A 17,440-nucleotide genomic window follows, 5' to 3' on the forward strand; every position below is an offset into this window, starting at 1 on the left:
TCCCTTACTTTAATTGGATGGAACGAATGATGAAGAAGATGATCGTGCCAAACAGCATCAATAGGATAAATCCTAATACCCATAAATTAAGCTCCGCGGTACCTTCTTTTGCACTTTCGATAACAGACCATTCAATGAAGCCAAACAGAATGACAATCACTGTTTTAAGACTGTTTATTAATAAACGCGCATTCTGGTACTGCACTCGGGCATTCTGTGATGTGATGGGAGTCGGATAATTATACACATGAGGAACCTTACTTAGGAGCGTCAAGCCAACATAGATGATAACGCCTATGAGTGGAAAGGCTACTAGGCTCATTTTGTTCCCCCAGCCATTGATCTCCCCTTTCCCGTTAAAATGCATCGGAATTCGCTCAGGCATATCGTGCCACACGTAGGCGACATAAATGATCATACTTACGATAACGATCAGGGAAATGACATCGAGTATGATTTCAACTTTAGATCTATCGAGATGAATCACCGGACGTTGCTCCATACGACACCTGCTTTCGATTGGATTTCTTTTTCCACTATGTACTTTCCTTACTCCAAATCAAACCTCCTGCTTGAACGTGGGTTAAAATGGTTGCACCCCGAAAACATCTCGTGTTAGAATGACGATACTATGCGCCCGTAGCTCAGCAGGATAGAGCAACAGTTTCCTAAACTGTAGGTCGTACGTTCGAATCGTATCGGGCGCGTATAGTTCTTTTTAAACAAACATACGTAATAGGGGATTTCAACTCAGGTTGACAATCCCTTTCTTTGTTATTGCCATTATCGATTCATATTCGAAAGGAGTCCTCACTCCGATGACAACTCGCGCTATTTCATCTTATCGCATCCCGCTATTCTGTGCGGTCACGATGCTGTTCTGGATGTCGATGTACACCAGCGTTCCAATCATGGCGCCTTACGTGGAATTCCTCGGGGGAAGTCATCAATTGGCTGGCTGGATTGTCGGCATGTATGGCATCTCGCAGATGCTGCTCCGTATCCCTGTAGGCATTATGTCGGATCGATTTCATAAAAGAAGACTATTCATCACCTTCGGTCTTCTCTTCACTGCGATTACGGGACTCGGTCTGTGGTTCACGCACGATTTTACGTGGATCTTGATCCTCCGAGCACTTGCAGGGGCAGCCGCAGCGACTTGGGTTGATTTTACAGTACTATTCACGAGCTATTACAAGCATGAAGAGTCTACGAAGGCAATCGGTACGATCTCCTTTTTCAACTCACTCGGTCAGGTGCTGGGCATACTTAGTGCAGGCTGGGCAGCAGACAAGCTGGGTTGGGAATCCGTGTTCATTCTCGGTGCAGTGCTTGGACTGTTAGGCATGGTCGGTTCTTTCTTCCTCATCGAAAAAGTAGAGAAAGACGCGCCCAAAATCACCATGCGCGGAATCGGAAACGTGGCGACGGATCGCACACTTCTCTTTGTTTCTCTGCTCGCTATCCTATCGCAGGTGCTGATATTTGCTACGGTGTTCGGCTTCACACCGGTTTATGCGATGCAGCTTGGCGCAGATAAATTCTCGCTCTCCATGCTTTCTTTATTCGCTAACGTGCCTGTTGCACTAGCCTCTTTATTCGGTGGAAGGCGTTGGGCGATGAAATATGGCGAGAAACGCATGGTTGTAGCCGGCTTCCTACTTATGGGGATCTTCACCTTTACGGTGCCGTTCACCCATCATCTCTGGCTGCTCATGATTACACAGGCATTTGCTGGCTTTGGTCGTGGACTTTCGTTTACCCTGCTCATGGGGATGAGCATTAAGCATATGCCTGCGGATAAGCGGGCGACAGCGATGGGCTTTTTCCAGGCGATTTATGGACTCGGTATGTTCGTAGGGCCTGTCCTTATGGGCATCATCGGTGACTATTTCTCGCTCAATGAGGGCTTTATTGTACTCGGCATCCTCGGTGCCGGCAGTGCACTACTCGCATATCTGTTCGTTCAAAGCTCCGCTAAGAAACAACCTCTGGGGACAAACAAATCTACAATGGCGCAATGATTGTAAAGAGTGAATCTCACGATTCGCTCTTTTTTTTCATAAAGGTGCAGGGGTAAGATCGGTTGGACACGTCTATTCATGCGGAGAGGAGGAGAAGCATATTGAGGAGCACCTACTAATTGATCGTATTCTAAAAGGCGATGAAGCGGCCTTCCGTGAGTTAATTGCAAGGTATCGTCCGTATATTTTGCAGACGATCACTGCGATTGTTCGTCATCAGAAGGACGCCGAAGACTTGTCCCAAGAGGTTTGGACCCGCATTTACTTCTCTCTCCCTCGGTATGAAAAGAAAGGCCTGAAAACCTGGATGACGCGCATCGCAGTGAATCGGGCTATTGATTTCAAACGCGCCTCCAGCCGGCGCAAAGAGGACAGCGTCGCCGAATTCGAGGAGGCACTGTCTTCAGCAGGACCAGAGCCTCCAGAGCAGAGCGTGGAGCAGGAAGTGTTAGTCAGAGAAACGACGGAATTCGTTCGTCACAAGCTCCATCAGATCCCAGCAAACTACCAAGATGTGTTATTGGCCTATTATATTCATCAACAATCGTATCAAGATATTGCCGATGCTCAAGGCATTACAATCAAAACGGTCGAATCAAAGTTATACAGAGCCAAGATGTGGCTGCGAAATCACTGGAAGGAGGAGGAGTTTCGATGAAGGATCGTCATTTTAACCAGCAAGCGTGGTTGCAGTATGTGGAGGAGCGCCTGCCGTTACAAGAACAAGATGAGATGGAAAGTCATCTATATCAATGTGATGAATGTCTAGCCAACTATATGCAGTGTGTGGAGCAAGTAATTGCTATAACAGACATGGACGGTGAACAAACAACAGCTTATGTGAATGGCATCATAGCCAGAACGGTAGGAATGAAGCCTGCTTGGCACCGCTCGACCATGTTCCATTATGGGATTGCGGCTGCCGCGACGCTTGTGCTTGTGGCGACTGGCTTTTTCCATGGCATATCACAGGAATTAGGAACGTTCAGTGCCTTCAAGCCCGCTCCTCCTCTGGAAGCGCCTGCCTCACTTGAAGCTCAAGTACCGATTTCAGATCACCTTATCCATAAAACACTAACATGGTTAGACACCTTACAAAATGAACACAAAAAAGGAGGCCTAGAGCCTTAATGCCTACCAAAAGTAATCTTGTTGCATTCCTACTATCTTTCATCCCTGGTGTGGGTCATCTGTATATGAATCGTACTGTTCGCGGTTTATTATATGGCTTCCTATTCTTCGGGCTATGTTTCTTACTTTTTTTAGGTATTGTGTCTCATGATGCCGACAAATTCGCTTTTCTGCTTATTCCTATTGGGCTCACGTGGATCCTCAATATGGTTGATATCATTATCTACCTATTGAACGCTCCAGCGCCTATGCCAATTCCAACAACCTATCAACAACCGATGCCAGCTTATTATGGTCCTTATCCATCTGAGCAAGAGGTTCCATCTTGGAATGGGGATGCCGCTTCCTATTATGTTCAACTAGCACGAAGACAAGAAAGATCTAAAGTTCTCATGCTCTCCTTCATTCCAGGCGTTGGCCATTTCTGGCTTGGTTTAATGCAAAGAGGCCTTACAGCCATGATCTCCTTCTTCGGAATCGCTATTCTCGTGTTCTTCATCACCATTCTGACGCATAACCAAGGTTTTATCGTTTTCCTATTGGCGCTGCCAGTGCTCTGGTTTTATACCATGTTCGATGCGTTGAAGCAGTTGGATCGCAAGCAAGCTGGATATGAGCTCGTAGATCGCAGTATGTTTGAAGATTTCCAACGCGATGAACATGGACGCAAAAATCGGACCCTTGCCACGATTATCGCCATTTTCCCAGGTGCGGCGCACCTGTACTTATCGATGACCAAACGCGGTATCCAGTTGATGGCTGTGTTTCTTTTTTCCATTTACGTGTTGGATGTGTTGCGGCTGTCCCTTTTCTTCTTTTTGATTCCGATTCTATGGTTTTTTAGCTTTTTTGATGCCTTGCAGAGTATTTCTAAGTATGAAAATGGGACTTTAACTGACAAGCCTCTTGTCGAAAATTGGACAGCCTACCAACGCTATATTGGCGCTGTTCTCATCGTATTCGGCGGCTATTATATCTTCAGCGACGTCTTTGTGCAATTTATGTATCAGTTCCTACCCGCTTCGCGGAATTACATGTATTTGATCAACAACTTCAGCCAGACCTTCATTGTCGCTGTGCTCCTCATCGGAGGTGGCATTCGGTTACTACTGAATCGTAAGCAACAGGGCGCCTCCATAGACAACGAAAAAAAGAACCCCTAAGGGTTCTTTTTTCGTCGGCATTGATGATATTTCCTTGAACCTTGTTACAAATAAAACTTAAGTTAAATCTGCGTATAAAACACGGTAAGTGTCTTTAGCACATCGCCCTCCAGCCTGATTATAACAGGTAGAAAAGTCCTCTTTGCAATGGTTGTTTCCCTTTCGCTAATTGCTCCAACGGAACCACACCTCTCTGCTTGCCGACAATAATAGTATGACCCATTTACAAAATCTTAATCATTTTTTATAAAAAAATTAGTCGCCACCGTGTCCATGCCCTTCCGCAGCGTGCCCGCCGTGATGATTCTGGTTCTTCACTTTCTTAGATCCCGACAACGGCTCCTGATTGCCACCCGCGTTGTTTCGGTTTTTTACATTGCCATTATGAACAAGATTGTCGCCTGCGGAATAGTTTTTAGGTTTAGACATAGCTCCTCATCCTCTCCCTTTACGAATTTGTTCCTTCGTGATTTAGAGCATCTTGATGGCGGTGGTCGTTGACCTGCTGCTGGATCTGTTGCGCATTATGGGCATTGACTGGATTGGCATCCAAATCTTTAGCTACATTTTGCAAATTCTTATCGGGACTTTTTTGCTTCGTCATCACGGTGTCCTCCTTCTTACTTAGGCGTGGGTGACCTTCTGCAAAGCCTGTGCACACTCATGAATATGTCGCACATAATCATCGACTAGCGACTGTATAACATCGCTGCGTTCGTCAATATGTGTGGTTCCTTGCTGTACATCAGTTAGTTCTACCTTCACTTCTCTGGCGTCCACATACGTCACTTTAAAATCAAACGAATAGCCGGTATGCCCCGCCGTCATAATGTGCACGCGGATGGCATCGGCATCGCCTTCATCTGCCCAAACCCTTGTTTGATCAGAGGGCTGCAGAACAGTGGGCATGACATTCATCCACTCTTTCACGATTTCAGCTTGATTTACGCTAGGCTTATCTGATTTGCTCATAGGTAACACCTCCACATGATTAAAATGCGGAAGCCGCCCGTGTTTTATCCATGTAAAAAAACACCTACTCCCCCGCACGAATCAGATTCGTGCCGAGGGTAAGTGCTAATGCATCATCATTTATTTTACGATTTGCTGCAGAAGCATACCCAGCATCTTCGCGGCTTCCTCACGCGAAGCGAAATCCTTCGGCGCAAATGTATTTCCCGATTTCCCGGAAATAATACCAGCCTGCTGCAACGCTTTCGCCGCGTCTACGGCGAAGGCAGGAATCTCTGCACCATCTGCAAAAGGTGCAGCGCTCACCGCTTGCGGCAAGGTAAACTTCTGAAACTTAGCGAACCTCGCGATCATCGTGACCATTTGCTCACGTGAGATATTGGCAGCAGGTGCGAATACGCCCTCGCTTACACCGCTTGTAAGGCCGCTCTCAGCTGCCCATTGGACAGACTGGGCATAATAGCTGTCCGCCTTCACATCGCGGAAAATAGACGATTTGTAGGCGCTAAGATTCACGCCAGCCATACGAGCCAGCATCAACGTGAAATCGGCACGATTGATTTGAGCATTTGGTGAGAACTGGCCTTCTGCGGTTCCATTGATAATATTACGAGCCGCTAGGTATGTGATATAGCTCTTAGCAAAGCTTGCTGACGTATCGCCGAACGCAACGGGTGCATAACCAACCGCATACTGCGAGAAGTGGCTTACTTTGAAAACTAGCGTACCTGTAGCCGCGTCGTAGTAGCTATTCGAGACTTTGACGAGCTCGCCATTGTCTGCAATGTAAAAGGCTATAATGGCATTCGTATCTTCATTAGCCGCTAGTTTATACGGTACTCCAACCTCAACTGAACTTCCGTTGAAGGTGGAAACCGTTTTTCCACCGGCTGTGATGGTRAAATCGAAAACGGGGCGTTCACCAATAGCCGCTTTAACCGCATCACTATCCTTTACTGACATTTGTTGTGTGACCGCGGTTAGATCCGCTTTAGCGATAGACAGGGATACTTCACCCGTCGTCGCGGCAGAGGCGATGGCAGTCAGCACATTTTTATCCAAATTCACGGAGCCAATACCTAAGTCTAGCCTTACTGCTGTAGTGGAGCTATTGGCAACCTTAACGAGTGATTCCGCAGGCAATTTGATAACCACTTCTTTCGAAGCAGCATCTACAGTTGCTTTAATTTCAAGAATAGATGATTTCCCTGCTGATTCGGTCAACTGTTTTAAAGCATCCGTTACCTGTGCAACTGTAAGATTAGCCGTTGAAGTACCTGTGCTATCTTTGACAGTTGAGCTTGTAATCGTCGTTGTGTCTCCCTTGGTTGTTGGTTGGCTAGGTTGTGTAGTTCCCGCTCCTGGACCGGAGGAAGATGTGCCGGAAGAAGATACCGTTACCGGTACTTCCGTTGTCGCATATCCATCAGGGCTTATAGCTGTAATTACCGCGCTACCCGTATCCACGGCTGACACTAGACCTTCTGCACTCACCTTTGCAACCGCTGAATTCGAAGATTTCCAAGTAATCGTACCTGAGCCAACAGCATCTCCTGCAGCCGTCGTCACTGTTGCTGTGAGCTTGCTTGCAGCGTCTCCCTTGGTAAAAGAAAGTGAGGACCTTTCCACGCTAATCCGTTGTACATTAAGCTGATAGACAGCAACCGTTCCACCGACCTCATTTGCAACTAGAAGCAGTGGATTCCCATTCGGGCTGATCGCGGCAGGGATGAAATCGATTCCTTCTGGCCCCGTATCTGTATTCAGATTGTCCTTCGGTGTAAACACACGTGAATTCGTATAGTTCACGAACTTCGCATTCACTGGATCCGATACGTCATAGGTCATAATACCTCCGACACGCTCGAGTCCAACAAAAGCAAGTGTTCTACTTCCCACTTTCCCCACTTTAACATCTTCGGGCTCTGGCCCTTTCTTCGAGCTGCGATCATCTAAAGCTGTCTTGCTATTACTCGTGTTGAAATAGTTAGGAACGCGCTGTGCAGTCACTTTCTCAAATTCATTCCCACTATCATAAACTTGAGCCATCGTGTTTGCTTGCCAAATTGAGAAGGAACGGCCTCCGTATAGATAGATACTATCCGACCCCATATCACTAGCTACTTCTACGCCGTCGTAAGTCGTCTTACCAGCCAAGAATTGCGCTGCAGGTGAATTAGGTGCCAAGCTGCCTTTCATCGCGCCAATCGTGCTTCCATTGAGTCTCACACCTGGCCACTCGGTGACATCTCCCTCATTAGCAGAGAAGACATAAGGGATACCATTGATGGTTTGGCTTGCAATCCCATCTGGCATGTACATGCCGTAGAACGGGACATTTTCAAACTTTATCGCATTGTCCTTTACAAGATCCAAAGAATTACGCTCAAGGCTCAAATCCTTTAGTCCTAGCCCTTTAATCGAGATGACAGCTTTCGTCGCTAAATCAATCGTTCCAATCGCGTTATTCTCTTGGAAGGATACATAAGCTTTGCTATTATCTTCCGAAAGTGCAATATACTCAGGTTCCAGATCAAAAATTGCGTCTTGCTTCGTGCCTTCACCCGTAATCTGTATAGGGTTAGATGCACCACGAATATGAACGTTATTATCGATGACAGAAGGATCGGCAAATCTTAGTTGCGTCACGCTATCCATAATCGTATCTACAATAGTTATACTTCCCTCTGGATCTATGCCAGCCGTGCGAGGCTCGCCTTCATTCGCAGTTAAAATATATCTGCCATCTGTTGTGGATTTAATCATATCCGGCTGAATACCTGCGTCGTACGTTTTCACTACGTTGCCATCATAATCCAGAACGACGATTTTACCAGCTTTTTTGGAATCTAACTCTTGCACAGATACGGATACTTTCTTGGTGGTCGTATTCACATCCACACTTGTCAGGTCACCGTATAGGAAGCCGTTATTTTCAACTAAATCTTTTACTTTAATCGTTTTTTCTTTAACTAGGCCCTGCACAAGATCTAAACGAACGATATCTAAGCTAGGTGGATTCCCTGATCCATTAACCAGATAGAACTTATTGTTATCCTTATTGTATTTAACAATCTCGGCGACACCGCCGTTACTATTCGTAATCCCTACTTTAAAATCAGTGAGCTTCGTAATGCTCAACGTGTCTTTGAATAGGTTAGAAGCGGGTTCAACCTTAATCGTCAAATAACGGCCATATTGCGCTAACAAACTATCCGTCACTTTTACGTATACATTAGAAGTAACTACTTCCGTCGGCTTCCCATAGACTTCACCCGTGACAGAATTAATAGCTAATCCAGCAGGTAATCCTGTAGCTGCGAACGTAAATGGAGCTCTCCCTCCATAGACATTCATCAATACCGAGTAGTCTTCTTGCTCATAAGCTATAGGAAACGTTTCATTCGAGTATCCAAGCACGGACACATTATTGTCCCATTGCCCGAATGCGCCATATTTAGGTCCTTTAACTGCCAATTCCTGCGTAGTCGAATCTGCAATCCCGAACTGCCCGAAATCCTGCTTGTTATTATCCGTATCTGTTAGTGCTTTGCGACGGACAGATATCTTTTTGGAAGTACCTTCTGAAGATCCTCTCGGATATTCAAATTCAAAACCATCAATGTCCGTTTGAATATTTATATTATCGCCGTCATTACTTCCTGTACCGATCATATCAACATAGCCAGTCGGTTTAGGTACATTTGAGAATGGATTTTTATTGGTTATATCAAGCTTCGTCTGATTGCTCATCAAAACAACTTTTAAGCCTTTATTATTAATAAAACGATTGTTCCATAATTGATCATAAGTTGTTGTAAGATTCAATTTGGGTGCAGATGCTAACGTCGCTTCCCCACGAATGAGGAATGAAGATTTAGCTTTAATCGTGCCAACAAGGTCTAATTTATCCCAATCTCCAGTTGGCCCTATTAGATCAGATGATCCACGATCCGCATATTGCAAAGACCAGCCCGTTAAGCTGATATCACTGCTCGTTGGGTTGTACAACTCTATAAATCCATGGGAAGATGCTGTATTCCCTGTGTCCGTTTTCAAGCCGCCGCCATAGACCTGATTGATGAATACATGCGGTACCGTCACATCGTAAGTGCCATTCGCTTGATACGGCGTTCCTGGTGTTATCGCTACAGCGCTTGCTGGAGTGGCTATTGCTAAAGAACTTATCGTGACGGCCACGGATAAAAGTACCGAGACTACCTTCGTTCCAACCTTCTTCACAGGGTTTTCACTCTCCTCATATTGGATAATCTCGTCCATTATAAGAAAAGCTCCAGCTACTAAATACCCACTTTTTGTTAAAATATGATTTAGATTATGTAAATGTCGCTCCCTCGATGCCCTATCAAAATGAAAACAAAAAAAGCCACACGATTTCAAGAATCGCATGACTTTTTGGTTGGGTATTACCTTGGCTACGGAGAGGGTGGGATTCGAACCCACGGAGACCTTGCGACCTCGGCGGTTTTCAAGACCGCTGCCTTAAACCACTCGACCACCTCTCCACGATAGGCGTCTCCGATTAGGGAGACGACCTTGTGCAGTGACAAAAAGCATTGTAGCACATAATCGCAACTCGTTGCAAGTGCTATTTTTTCGTGATGACTTTTACGTTGTTCATGTAAGGTACAAGCACGTCTGGAACGATAATCGAACCATCCGCTTGCTGGTAATTTTCAAGAATCGCAGCGACTGTACGACCCAGAGCTAAACCTGATCCATTCAGCGTATGCACGAACTCCGGCTTCGCCTTCGCATCGCGGCGGAAGCGAATGTTCGCTCTGCGCGCTTGGAAGTCTTCGAAATTGGAGCAGCTGGAGATCTCGCGGTATGCGCCGCTGTTAGGCAGCCATACTTCCAGATCATACGTCTTCGCGGATGTGAAGCCAATATCGCCTGTGCAGAGTGACAGCACACGGTAAGGCAGCTTCAACAGCTGTAGAACGCGCTCAGCATGGCCTGTAAGCTTCTCCAACTCCTCGTAGGAGTCTTCGGGCTTAACAAGCTTTACAAGCTCAATTTTGTTGAATTGGTGCTGTCTGATTAAGCCCCGTGTATCACGACCAGCGGATCCTGCTTCCGAACGGAAACAAGCACTGAACGCCACGAAGTTAACCGGCAGCTGTTCATTCGTTAGAATATCCTCACGATGATAATTCGTGACCGGTACTTCCGCTGTCGGAATCAAGAAATATTCCGAATTCTCCAGCTTGAACACATCTTCCTCAAACTTCGGAAGCTGTCCTGTACCTGTTAGGCTATCACGGTTGACGATATAAGGAGGCAGCATTTCTTCATAGCCATGCTCATCGCTGTGCAAGTCCATCATGAAGTTGATCAATGCGCGCTCTAGGCGAGCTCCAAGCCCTTTGTAGAACACGAAACGCGAACCTGTTACCTTCGCCGCCGCTTCGAAATCCAGAATGCCTAGGTCCTGTGCAACTTCCCAGTGCGGCTTCACTTCGAAATCGAACGTAGGAATGTCGCCAATTCGGCGTACTTCTACGTTCTCTTCCTCCGTACGGCCTACAGGAACACTGGCATGCGGCATATTCGGAATGGAGAGAAGAACTTGTTGTAAGGACTCGTCCAAGACACGGATTTCATCATCAAGCTCTTTAATGCGGTCTCCGACCACTTTCATTTCTTGAATCAGCTCATTCGCGTTTTCACCGGCTCTTTTGCGTCCCGCTACCTCTTGGGATACAGTATTACGACGGTTTTTCAGCTGTTCCGTTTCTTGCAGCAGCTCTCTGCGCTTCACATCTAATGCTGTGAAACCATTAAGCTCCTCGATCTGCTTGCCGCGGTTTTGCATGGCAGCTTGTACAGCTGCTAAATCACTTCGAAGTAACTTTACATCAAACAAGGAGATTCCTCCGTTAGCGCAAAATGGTTTGTATATGGAAGCAAGCACCCATACCGGCAATCCGGCTAACTCGGGGTGCTTGAACCATTGGTTATGCTTGGCTTTGCTTTACCATGTCTAAGAAATAACTGTGCAGACGGAAATCATCCGTCAGCTCTGGATGAAACGACGCCGCAAGGAGATGCCCTTGCCGCGCGGCTACGATCTGGCCATCATACGTGGCCAGTACATCTACTTCCGGTCCCACTTTCTCAATGAGTGGGGCCCGAATGAATACCGCGCGAACGTTCTCGTCAATGCCTTTGATCGGCAAGTCCGTCTCAAAGCTTTCGCGTTGACGACCGAACGCGTTGCGAGCCACCGTAATGTCCATCAGCTCGAGATGAGCTTCCGGTTGTCCGGTGATCTCTTTCGCGATGACAATCAACCCCGCGCAGGTGCCGAACACCGGCTTGCCTGCCGCAGAGAACTCACGCAACGCATCGATGAAGCCATACGTGCGCATAAGCTTACCAATTGTCGTGCTCTCTCCGCCAGGGAGAATAATGCCATCTAGCTCAGCGAGTTGCTCGGTGCGTTTAACAACGACACCTTCGGCTCCCGCTTTTTCAATACCACGTATATGCTCTGCTACCGCGCCTTGCAGCGCGAGAACCCCAATCTTCGTCATTACCAGCCGCGCTCCTGCATACGCTCGGAAGCTTGAAGCTTKGAAATTTCGATTCCCTTCATAGGGGCACCTAGGTTTTTGGAAATTTCAGCAATCAATTCGAAATCAGTGTAGTGAGTTACAGCTTCAACAATCGCTTTCGCGAATTTCTCTGGGTTATCGGATTTGAAAATACCAGATCCAACGAATACCCCATCAGAACCAAGGTGCATCATAAGCGCTGCATCAGCAGGTGTGGATACACCGCCAGCTGCGAAGTTAACTACAGGCAATTTACCTGTTTGGTGAACTTGCAGAAGCAACTCGTAAGGAGCGCCAAGTGTTTTCGCTTCGAACATCAACTCGTCCAAAGACATGCTTTGAACTTTACGAATTTGACCTTGAATTGTACGCATGTGGCGAACAGCTTCTACAATGTTACCAGTTCCTGGCTCACCCTTTGTACGAAGCATGGATGCACCTTCACCGATACGACGCAAAGCTTCGCCAAGATCACGGCAACCACATACGAAAGGCACTGTGAAATCACGCTTGTTGATGTGGAATACTTCATCCGCAGGAGTAAGTACTTCACTCTCATCGATATAGTCAACGCCTAGGGATTCAAGAATTTTCGCTTCAACGAAGTGTCCAATTCTTGCTTTCGCCATGACTGGAATGGATACAACTTTCATAACATCTTCAACAATTGTTGGATCTGCCATGCGGGATACGCCACCTGCTGCACGAATGTCAGCGGGTACGCGCTCAAGCGCCATAACAGCGGACGCGCCAGCTGCTTCTGCGATTTTAGCTTGCTCGGCGTTCATAACGTCCATGATGACGCCGCCTTTTTGCATTTCGGCCATACCTGTTTTAACGCGGGAAGTTCCAGTTTCCATTCTTTATTTCCTCCTATAGCTTCTATGCAATTTCTGTGTAGTTCCCTACACGATTCGATATAAACTTCTAAACAACAATTTTACATGAAGGAGGGGTAATATACAACCCATTTTCTGGCCTAAGAGCCGCCCTTGATCCCATTGAACATATCGCTGAAGAAGTTTTTAATGGAGCGGAACAGCAACCTGATCCAGCTGCCTTTTTCAACATCGCCATCTGCAATTAGTTCTACTGTTTTTTCTTGCCCATTGTAGCTTACTTTGACTTTCCCTAGCGTGTCGCCTTTCGCAATTGGAGCTACTAGCTTGCTTTCTTCAACAGACTCTGTCGTCACTTTGAAATCCGTATCTTTCGCGCCTTTTCTAGCAACGAACGTTACACCTGTTTTCGTAACTAGAGGTACTTCCAATTGTACACCCTTCTTAATGTTCACACTTTTCAAAGAATCTATCGTCTGTTTCGCATTCAAGAACGGTTTTATCTCAAAATTATTAAAGGCATAGTCCATCAGCTTGCGTGTTTCATTAAAACGTTCTGGTTCCGTCTTCGTCCCCATAACAACCGTAATCATACGCATACCGTTACGTTCTGCGGTCCCTGTGAAGCAGTAGCCAGCATCATCGGTAGAGCCGGTTTTCAAGCCGTCTAACCCTGCATACGCATATTTCTTAAAGTTAGTGTTCGTTGAATTCCCTTCGAGCATCCAGTTCCAGTTGATCATGGGTGATTTATCTGTCGCTCTCAGCTTCAAGGAAGGGATCTTCGTAAATTCTAGAATTTCTTTATGGTCCTTCAAAATATTATAAGCAAGAATCGCCGCATCGCGAGCTGTCATCTTCGTCTCACCTTCAATGGAAGCAGGTGGATTCTTGAGATCCGCACGTGAAAGTCCTGTCGCACTTATAAAATGCGCCTTATCCGACATGCCAAGCTGTTTCGCTTTGTCATTCATCATTTTCGCGAAATTCTCTTCTGTACCGCCGAGCAACTCAGCAAAAGCGACAGAAGCATCGTTCGCGGAATAAATGGACATCGCATTGAACATATCTTTGAATGTCAGTGTTTCATTCTCGGCAATCAACTGACCAGAACCAATGACGTCTGCCGCGTTCTTAGTGGCTGTCACAGGGGAGTCCCATTTGAATTTGCCTTCTTTAATGCTTTCCATCGCCAAATACTCTGTCATCATCTTCGCCATACTTGCCGGAGGAAAAGCTTCATCTGCATTCATTTGAAACAGGACTGATCCTGTGCTGGCTTCCATAATTATCGCAGATTTCGCTGCTACTTGAGGCTCATTCAAAGCTGGTGCTGGTGTAGTCCCTGCATTAGGTGCAGGAGTTGTTACCGCCGTTGGGGATGGAGAAGCCGCAGGCTTTTTCTCATCTGCCGCGTAGGTTGGCTGTATATGTAAAAGTAAGGATTGAGCAATTAAGCTAATACCTAACACCAAAGCAACCTTTTTCTTTGTAAAACGTAACAATCTCACAATTTCACTCTCCCTAAATAATGTTTGGATAACACATATGACACGTTATATTGTATCACACCCCATTAGACAAAAAAAAGAAAACGTGGGTTCAACTCCCACGCCTCCAATTTCATCCATATTGTGACAAGATACAGGGATCTTTTAGCGGAGCTAAACGTCACTAATCTACATCGAGTAATTTGGTGCTTCTTTGGTAATTTGAATATCATGCGGATGGCTTTCTTTCAAACCTGCTCCCGTAATACGAACAAATTGCGTATCATGAATAAGTTCTTGAATGTTGCGTGCGCCACAATACCCCATGCCTGAGCGAAGTCCCCCAACCAGTTGATACACCGTATCCGCCATTGGCCCTTTGTAAGCCACACGTCCCTCAATGCCTTCTGGAACTAGCTTGCTCTCGTTCTCTTGGAAGTACCGATCCTTGCTGCCTTCCTTCATCGCACCTAAGGAGCCCATTCCGCGGTAAACCTTATATCTGCGACCTTGGAAAATCTCAGACTCACCCGGACTCTCTTCTGTCCCTGCAAAAAGACTACCGATCATAACCGCGCTAGCTCCCGCAGCAATTGCTTTAACCACATCACCGGAGTACTTAATCCCACCATCGGCAATAATCGGAACACCAAACTCGGCCGCTGCTTGTGCGCAATCATAAATCGCAGTAATTTGTGGAACACCAATCCCTGCAATAATGCGAGTCGTACAGATCGATCCAGGACCGATCCCCACTTTCACCATGGAAGCTCCTGCTTTGATCAAATCGCGTGTGCCATCGCCTGTCGCAACGTTACCTGCGATGATTGGCAGTTCTGGATATTGGGCTCTCAGCTTCTTCACAGTTTCTGCGATGTTAATATGGTGACCATGTGCAGAATCCACGACGATGACATCAATACCCGCTGTAACAAGCGCTGCGGCTCTTTCTATCACGTCTTTAGATACACCAACAGCGGCACCAACAAGTAAACGCCCTTGAGCGTCCTTAGCCGAGTTAGGGAATTGAATAGCCTTCTCGATATCTTTAATCGTAATTAACCCTTTAAGACCAAAATTCTCGTCTACCAAAGGCAACTTCTCAATTTTATGCTTCTGAAGGATGCCTTCTGCTTGCTGAAGTGTCGTGCCAACTGGTGCTGTCACAAGACCTTCCTGCGTCATCACTTCTTTAATTTTAATGGAATAATCATGTACAAAGCGCAAGTCGCGATTCGTCAAAATACCAACTAAACGATTATTTTCATTTACAATCGGTACCCCTGAAATGCGGTATTTCGCCATCAACTCTTCTGCATCATAAACGTGATGTTCAGGCGTCAAGGAGAACGGGTTGGTGATAACGCCACTCTCTGACCTTTTGACACGATCAACATGTTCAGCTTGCAGCTCGATCGGCATATTCTTATGGATAATTCCGATGCCACCTTCACGGGCCATAGCAATCGCTAGCGCGGACTCCGTCACCGTATCCATAGCAGAGCTAATGAACGGGATATTTAATTTCACACCAGGCGCCAGTTGCGTCGAAACGTCGATCTCCTTACCGAACACTTCGGACTTCCTCGGCACTAACAAAACATCATCAAACGTTAAACCTTCCTTGCCAAACTTATCTTCTCTCACTGCGTTCCATGTCCTCCTTAAGCCCTCTACCTGAAGAAAGCTTGATTCATTAGCCTTGCGTATGATTGCAATCTTAACAAAAGCCTATTTTTGGTGTCAAGGAAAAGGACGAGTAGACAGCTCCCACCATGCCTCGAATAAGTCGATTCCGTTAACGATAGGAGTACGTGCTGCTTGGATTCCAGAGTAGGAACTGCTCGATCCCTTGCTCCTTCGCTGCCTTAATCTGCTCCTTTACATCGATCACACCATACTTTTTATGAGGCTTTACCCATGTTGCCGTAAAATCCTGATACCAAGGCCTGATCTGTGCAACCTGACTGTTGGAACGTGCTAACTGATGATTTTTCCATTTGGCGTCGTTAACCGCTTGATGAATAACCGCATACGGCTGCAAATCCGGGCTTTTGATGCCATAGATACCGCTGGTATAGTGTGAAGGGTACAGCATTGGAGAAATGAAATGAACCTCCTTACTAATCATCGCCCAATCTTGTCCAATGCCCATATCATTAGGTAAAGACGTCGTTAATCCGAACACATCTGCCGAAATATACGCCTTGTTGCCGATCTGTTCCTTCGCTCTATGCAAAAAATTTGCGATATCCTGCGCCTTACTTAGCTTCTGTGGATTATCGAAAAGTACCTCGCGGTCCACTTTCTGACCATTCTCCGGAAATCTCACATAATCAAACTGAATTTCATCAAAACCCAGATTAGCTACTTCATTGGCGATTTGAATATTGTAGTCCCATACATCTGTCTTAAAAGGGTCTACCCACGCGATTCCCTTCGCGTCCTTCCATACACTTCCGTCTCTGTTTTTCATGGCATATATACTCTTCTTCTTACTTAAATAAGGATCCTTAAACACAACCAGCCTAGCTATCGTATAAATATGCTTCTGCTTCAATCTCTGCAGCTTCGCTTTCATATCTTGTATAATGACGTGGCTATTCGCCCCGATTTCATTGACCAAAGGAACCGTTGAGGGGTAGGTTACTTGGCCGGAATCGTTCTTAACATCAATCACCATCGCGTTTAAATCCGTTTGCTCCACCAGCTCAATCAATTGCTCGAATTTACTGCCTACGGAGGACCAGGCGGATACATAAATACCTTTCACGATCGGTTTAGCAGGCATGGAAAAAGAAGGATTTACAGCTACAGCCTGCGGAATCTTCTTCGATTCTTGATTAGGCGCAAGGCCCATGCTTCCTACATGACTTAAAGAGTGAAGTGGATTTGCCTCTTCCTTCACTTCTTCGATTTTCGTTGAGCAACCATTCATCATCAGCGTTACTATCGAACAAAGACATACCCTGCCCATCCATCTCATGCTGCTTGTTGAACTCATCGTCATCCCTCCTCGTAGGATTAGTATGGTTAAAAAAGCATTATTTACAGATACAAAAAAAAGAGTCTTTCTGGAAAAAATCCAGAAAGACTCTTAAGTGTTGCTTGGCAACGTTCTACTCTCCCAGAACCCTGCGGTTCAAGTACCATCGACGCTGGAAGGCTTAACGGTCGTGTTCGAGATGGGAACGCGTGGATCCCTTCCGCCATCATCACCAAACAGTCAAAGCGTTTGTT

General features: G+C 46.2%; 15 protein-coding genes, 2 tRNA genes and 1 rRNA gene. 5 read left to right on the forward strand and 13 right to left on the reverse strand.

What is annotated here, in order from left to right:
• Positions 1 to 4: 4 nt before the first annotated feature.
• A complete protein-coding gene (locus AC1DLM_RS10165) occupies positions 5 to 502 on the reverse strand; it encodes a DUF1648 domain-containing protein (protein WP_441991572.1) in 498 nt (165 codons plus the stop codon).
• A 131-nt stretch (positions 503 to 633) separates the two neighbouring features.
• Between AC1DLM_RS10165 and AC1DLM_RS10170 the strand changes: the two genes are divergently transcribed.
• The 5 genes from AC1DLM_RS10170 (at position 634) to AC1DLM_RS10190 (ending at position 4,318) form a co-directional block, all read left to right on the forward strand.
• A tRNA-Arg gene (locus tag AC1DLM_RS10170) sits at positions 634 to 707 on the forward strand.
• 111 nt (positions 708 to 818) lie between these two features.
• Positions 819 to 2,024 carry an MFS transporter gene (locus tag AC1DLM_RS10175; RefSeq protein ID WP_441991573.1) on the forward strand — a complete coding sequence of 402 codons (1,206 nt, stop codon included), beginning with the start codon at positions 819 to 821 and terminating at the stop codon, positions 2,022 to 2,024.
• Positions 2,025 to 2,151: 127 nt separating this feature from the next.
• Entirely contained in the window at positions 2,152 to 2,682 is a 531-nt protein-coding gene (locus tag AC1DLM_RS10180) for an RNA polymerase sigma factor (RefSeq protein ID WP_441991585.1), read from the forward strand.
• The gene (locus AC1DLM_RS10185) at positions 2,679 to 3,155 is read left to right on the forward strand and encodes an anti-sigma factor (RefSeq protein WP_441991574.1); all 477 of its coding nucleotides are present in this window, start codon (positions 2,679 to 2,681) and stop codon (positions 3,153 to 3,155) included. The genes AC1DLM_RS10180 and AC1DLM_RS10185 overlap by 4 nt, the downstream gene beginning before the upstream one ends.
• A complete protein-coding gene (locus AC1DLM_RS10190) occupies positions 3,155 to 4,318 on the forward strand; it encodes a hypothetical protein (protein ID WP_441991575.1) in 1,164 nt (387 codons plus the stop codon). The genes AC1DLM_RS10185 and AC1DLM_RS10190 overlap by 1 nt, the downstream gene beginning before the upstream one ends.
• Before the next feature lie 255 nt (positions 4,319 to 4,573).
• Here the strand turns inward: AC1DLM_RS10190 and AC1DLM_RS10195 are convergent, their stop codons facing one another.
• The 12 genes from AC1DLM_RS10195 to rrf form a co-directional block, all read right to left on the reverse strand.
• Positions 4,574 to 4,747 (reverse strand): small acid-soluble spore protein P, encoded by a 174-nt coding sequence (locus AC1DLM_RS10195; protein ID WP_441991576.1) that lies wholly within the window; start codon positions 4,745 to 4,747, stop codon positions 4,574 to 4,576.
• 19 nt (positions 4,748 to 4,766) lie between these two features.
• The gene (locus AC1DLM_RS10200; RefSeq protein WP_200963579.1) at positions 4,767 to 4,922 is read right to left on the reverse strand and encodes a hypothetical protein; all 156 of its coding nucleotides are present in this window, start codon (positions 4,920 to 4,922) and stop codon (positions 4,767 to 4,769) included.
• Between the two features lie 20 nt (positions 4,923 to 4,942).
• On the reverse strand, positions 4,943 to 5,290 hold the full coding sequence (locus AC1DLM_RS10205; RefSeq protein WP_441991577.1) for a hypothetical protein: 348 nt from the start codon (positions 5,288 to 5,290) through the stop codon (positions 4,943 to 4,945).
• Between the two features lie 120 nt (positions 5,291 to 5,410).
• Positions 5,411 to 9,571: a choice-of-anchor I family protein gene (locus AC1DLM_RS10210; RefSeq protein WP_441991578.1), complete on the reverse strand. Its 4,161-nt coding sequence runs from the start codon at positions 9,569 to 9,571 to the stop codon at positions 5,411 to 5,413.
• 158 nt (positions 9,572 to 9,729) lie between these two features.
• Positions 9,730 to 9,816, reverse strand: a tRNA-Ser gene (locus tag AC1DLM_RS10215).
• 83 nt (positions 9,817 to 9,899) lie between these two features.
• Complete coding sequence (gene serS / locus AC1DLM_RS10220; RefSeq protein WP_477569895.1) at positions 9,900 to 11,180, reverse strand: serine--tRNA ligase; 1,281 nt, start codon at positions 11,178 to 11,180, stop codon at positions 9,900 to 9,902.
• A 91-nt stretch (positions 11,181 to 11,271) separates the two neighbouring features.
• Positions 11,272 to 11,850, reverse strand: a complete 579-nt coding sequence (gene pdxT, locus AC1DLM_RS10225; protein WP_477569896.1) for a pyridoxal 5'-phosphate synthase glutaminase subunit PdxT — start codon at positions 11,848 to 11,850, stop codon at positions 11,272 to 11,274.
• Positions 11,850 to 12,731 (reverse strand): pyridoxal 5'-phosphate synthase lyase subunit PdxS, encoded by an 882-nt coding sequence (gene pdxS, locus AC1DLM_RS10230; protein ID WP_477569897.1) that lies wholly within the window; start codon positions 12,729 to 12,731, stop codon positions 11,850 to 11,852. The genes pdxT and pdxS overlap by 1 nt, the downstream gene beginning before the upstream one ends.
• A gap of 119 nt (positions 12,732 to 12,850) precedes the next feature.
• On the reverse strand, positions 12,851 to 14,221 hold the full coding sequence (locus AC1DLM_RS10235; RefSeq protein ID WP_477569898.1) for a D-alanyl-D-alanine carboxypeptidase family protein: 1,371 nt from the start codon (positions 14,219 to 14,221) through the stop codon (positions 12,851 to 12,853).
• Positions 14,222 to 14,389: 168 nt separating this feature from the next.
• Complete coding sequence (gene guaB, locus AC1DLM_RS10240) at positions 14,390 to 15,847, reverse strand: IMP dehydrogenase (protein ID WP_441991582.1); 1,458 nt, start codon at positions 15,845 to 15,847, stop codon at positions 14,390 to 14,392.
• Between the two features lie 151 nt (positions 15,848 to 15,998).
• Positions 15,999 to 17,204 carry a putative glycoside hydrolase gene (locus tag AC1DLM_RS10245; RefSeq protein ID WP_477569899.1) on the reverse strand — a complete coding sequence of 402 codons (1,206 nt, stop codon included), beginning with the start codon at positions 17,202 to 17,204 and terminating at the stop codon, positions 15,999 to 16,001.
• A 102-nt stretch (positions 17,205 to 17,306) separates the two neighbouring features.
• Positions 17,307 to 17,423 (reverse strand): 5S ribosomal RNA (gene rrf / locus AC1DLM_RS10250).
• Positions 17,424 to 17,440: the final 17 nt, after the last annotated feature.

Source organism: Paenibacillus sp. 01T442 (genome assembly GCF_056398345.1).

Excerpts from the sequence above, each read along its gene's own strand:
- AC1DLM_RS10165 (WP_441991572.1), bottom strand. The coding sequence starts at position 502 with ATGGAGCAACGTCCGGTGATTCATCTCGATAGATCTAAAGTTGAAATC.
- AC1DLM_RS10175 (WP_441991573.1), top strand. The coding sequence starts at position 819 with ATGACAACTCGCGCTATTTCATCTTATCGCATCCCGCTATTCTGTGCG.
- AC1DLM_RS10185 (WP_441991574.1), top strand. The coding sequence starts at position 2,679 with ATGAAGGATCGTCATTTTAACCAGCAAGCGTGGTTGCAGTATGTGGAG.
- AC1DLM_RS10190 (WP_441991575.1), top strand. The coding sequence starts at position 3,155 with ATGCCTACCAAAAGTAATCTTGTTGCATTCCTACTATCTTTCATCCCT.
- AC1DLM_RS10195 (WP_441991576.1), bottom strand. The coding sequence starts at position 4,747 with ATGTCTAAACCTAAAAACTATTCCGCAGGCGACAATCTTGTTCATAAT.
- AC1DLM_RS10200 (WP_200963579.1), bottom strand. The coding sequence starts at position 4,922 with ATGACGAAGCAAAAAAGTCCCGATAAGAATTTGCAAAATGTAGCTAAA.
- AC1DLM_RS10205 (WP_441991577.1), bottom strand. The coding sequence starts at position 5,290 with ATGAGCAAATCAGATAAGCCTAGCGTAAATCAAGCTGAAATCGTGAAA.
- pdxT (WP_477569896.1), bottom strand. The coding sequence starts at position 11,850 with ATGACGAAGATTGGGGTTCTCGCGCTGCAAGGCGCGGTAGCAGAGCAT.
- AC1DLM_RS10245 (WP_477569899.1), bottom strand. The coding sequence starts at position 17,204 with ATGAGTTCAACAAGCAGCATGAGATGGATGGGCAGGGTATGTCTTTGT.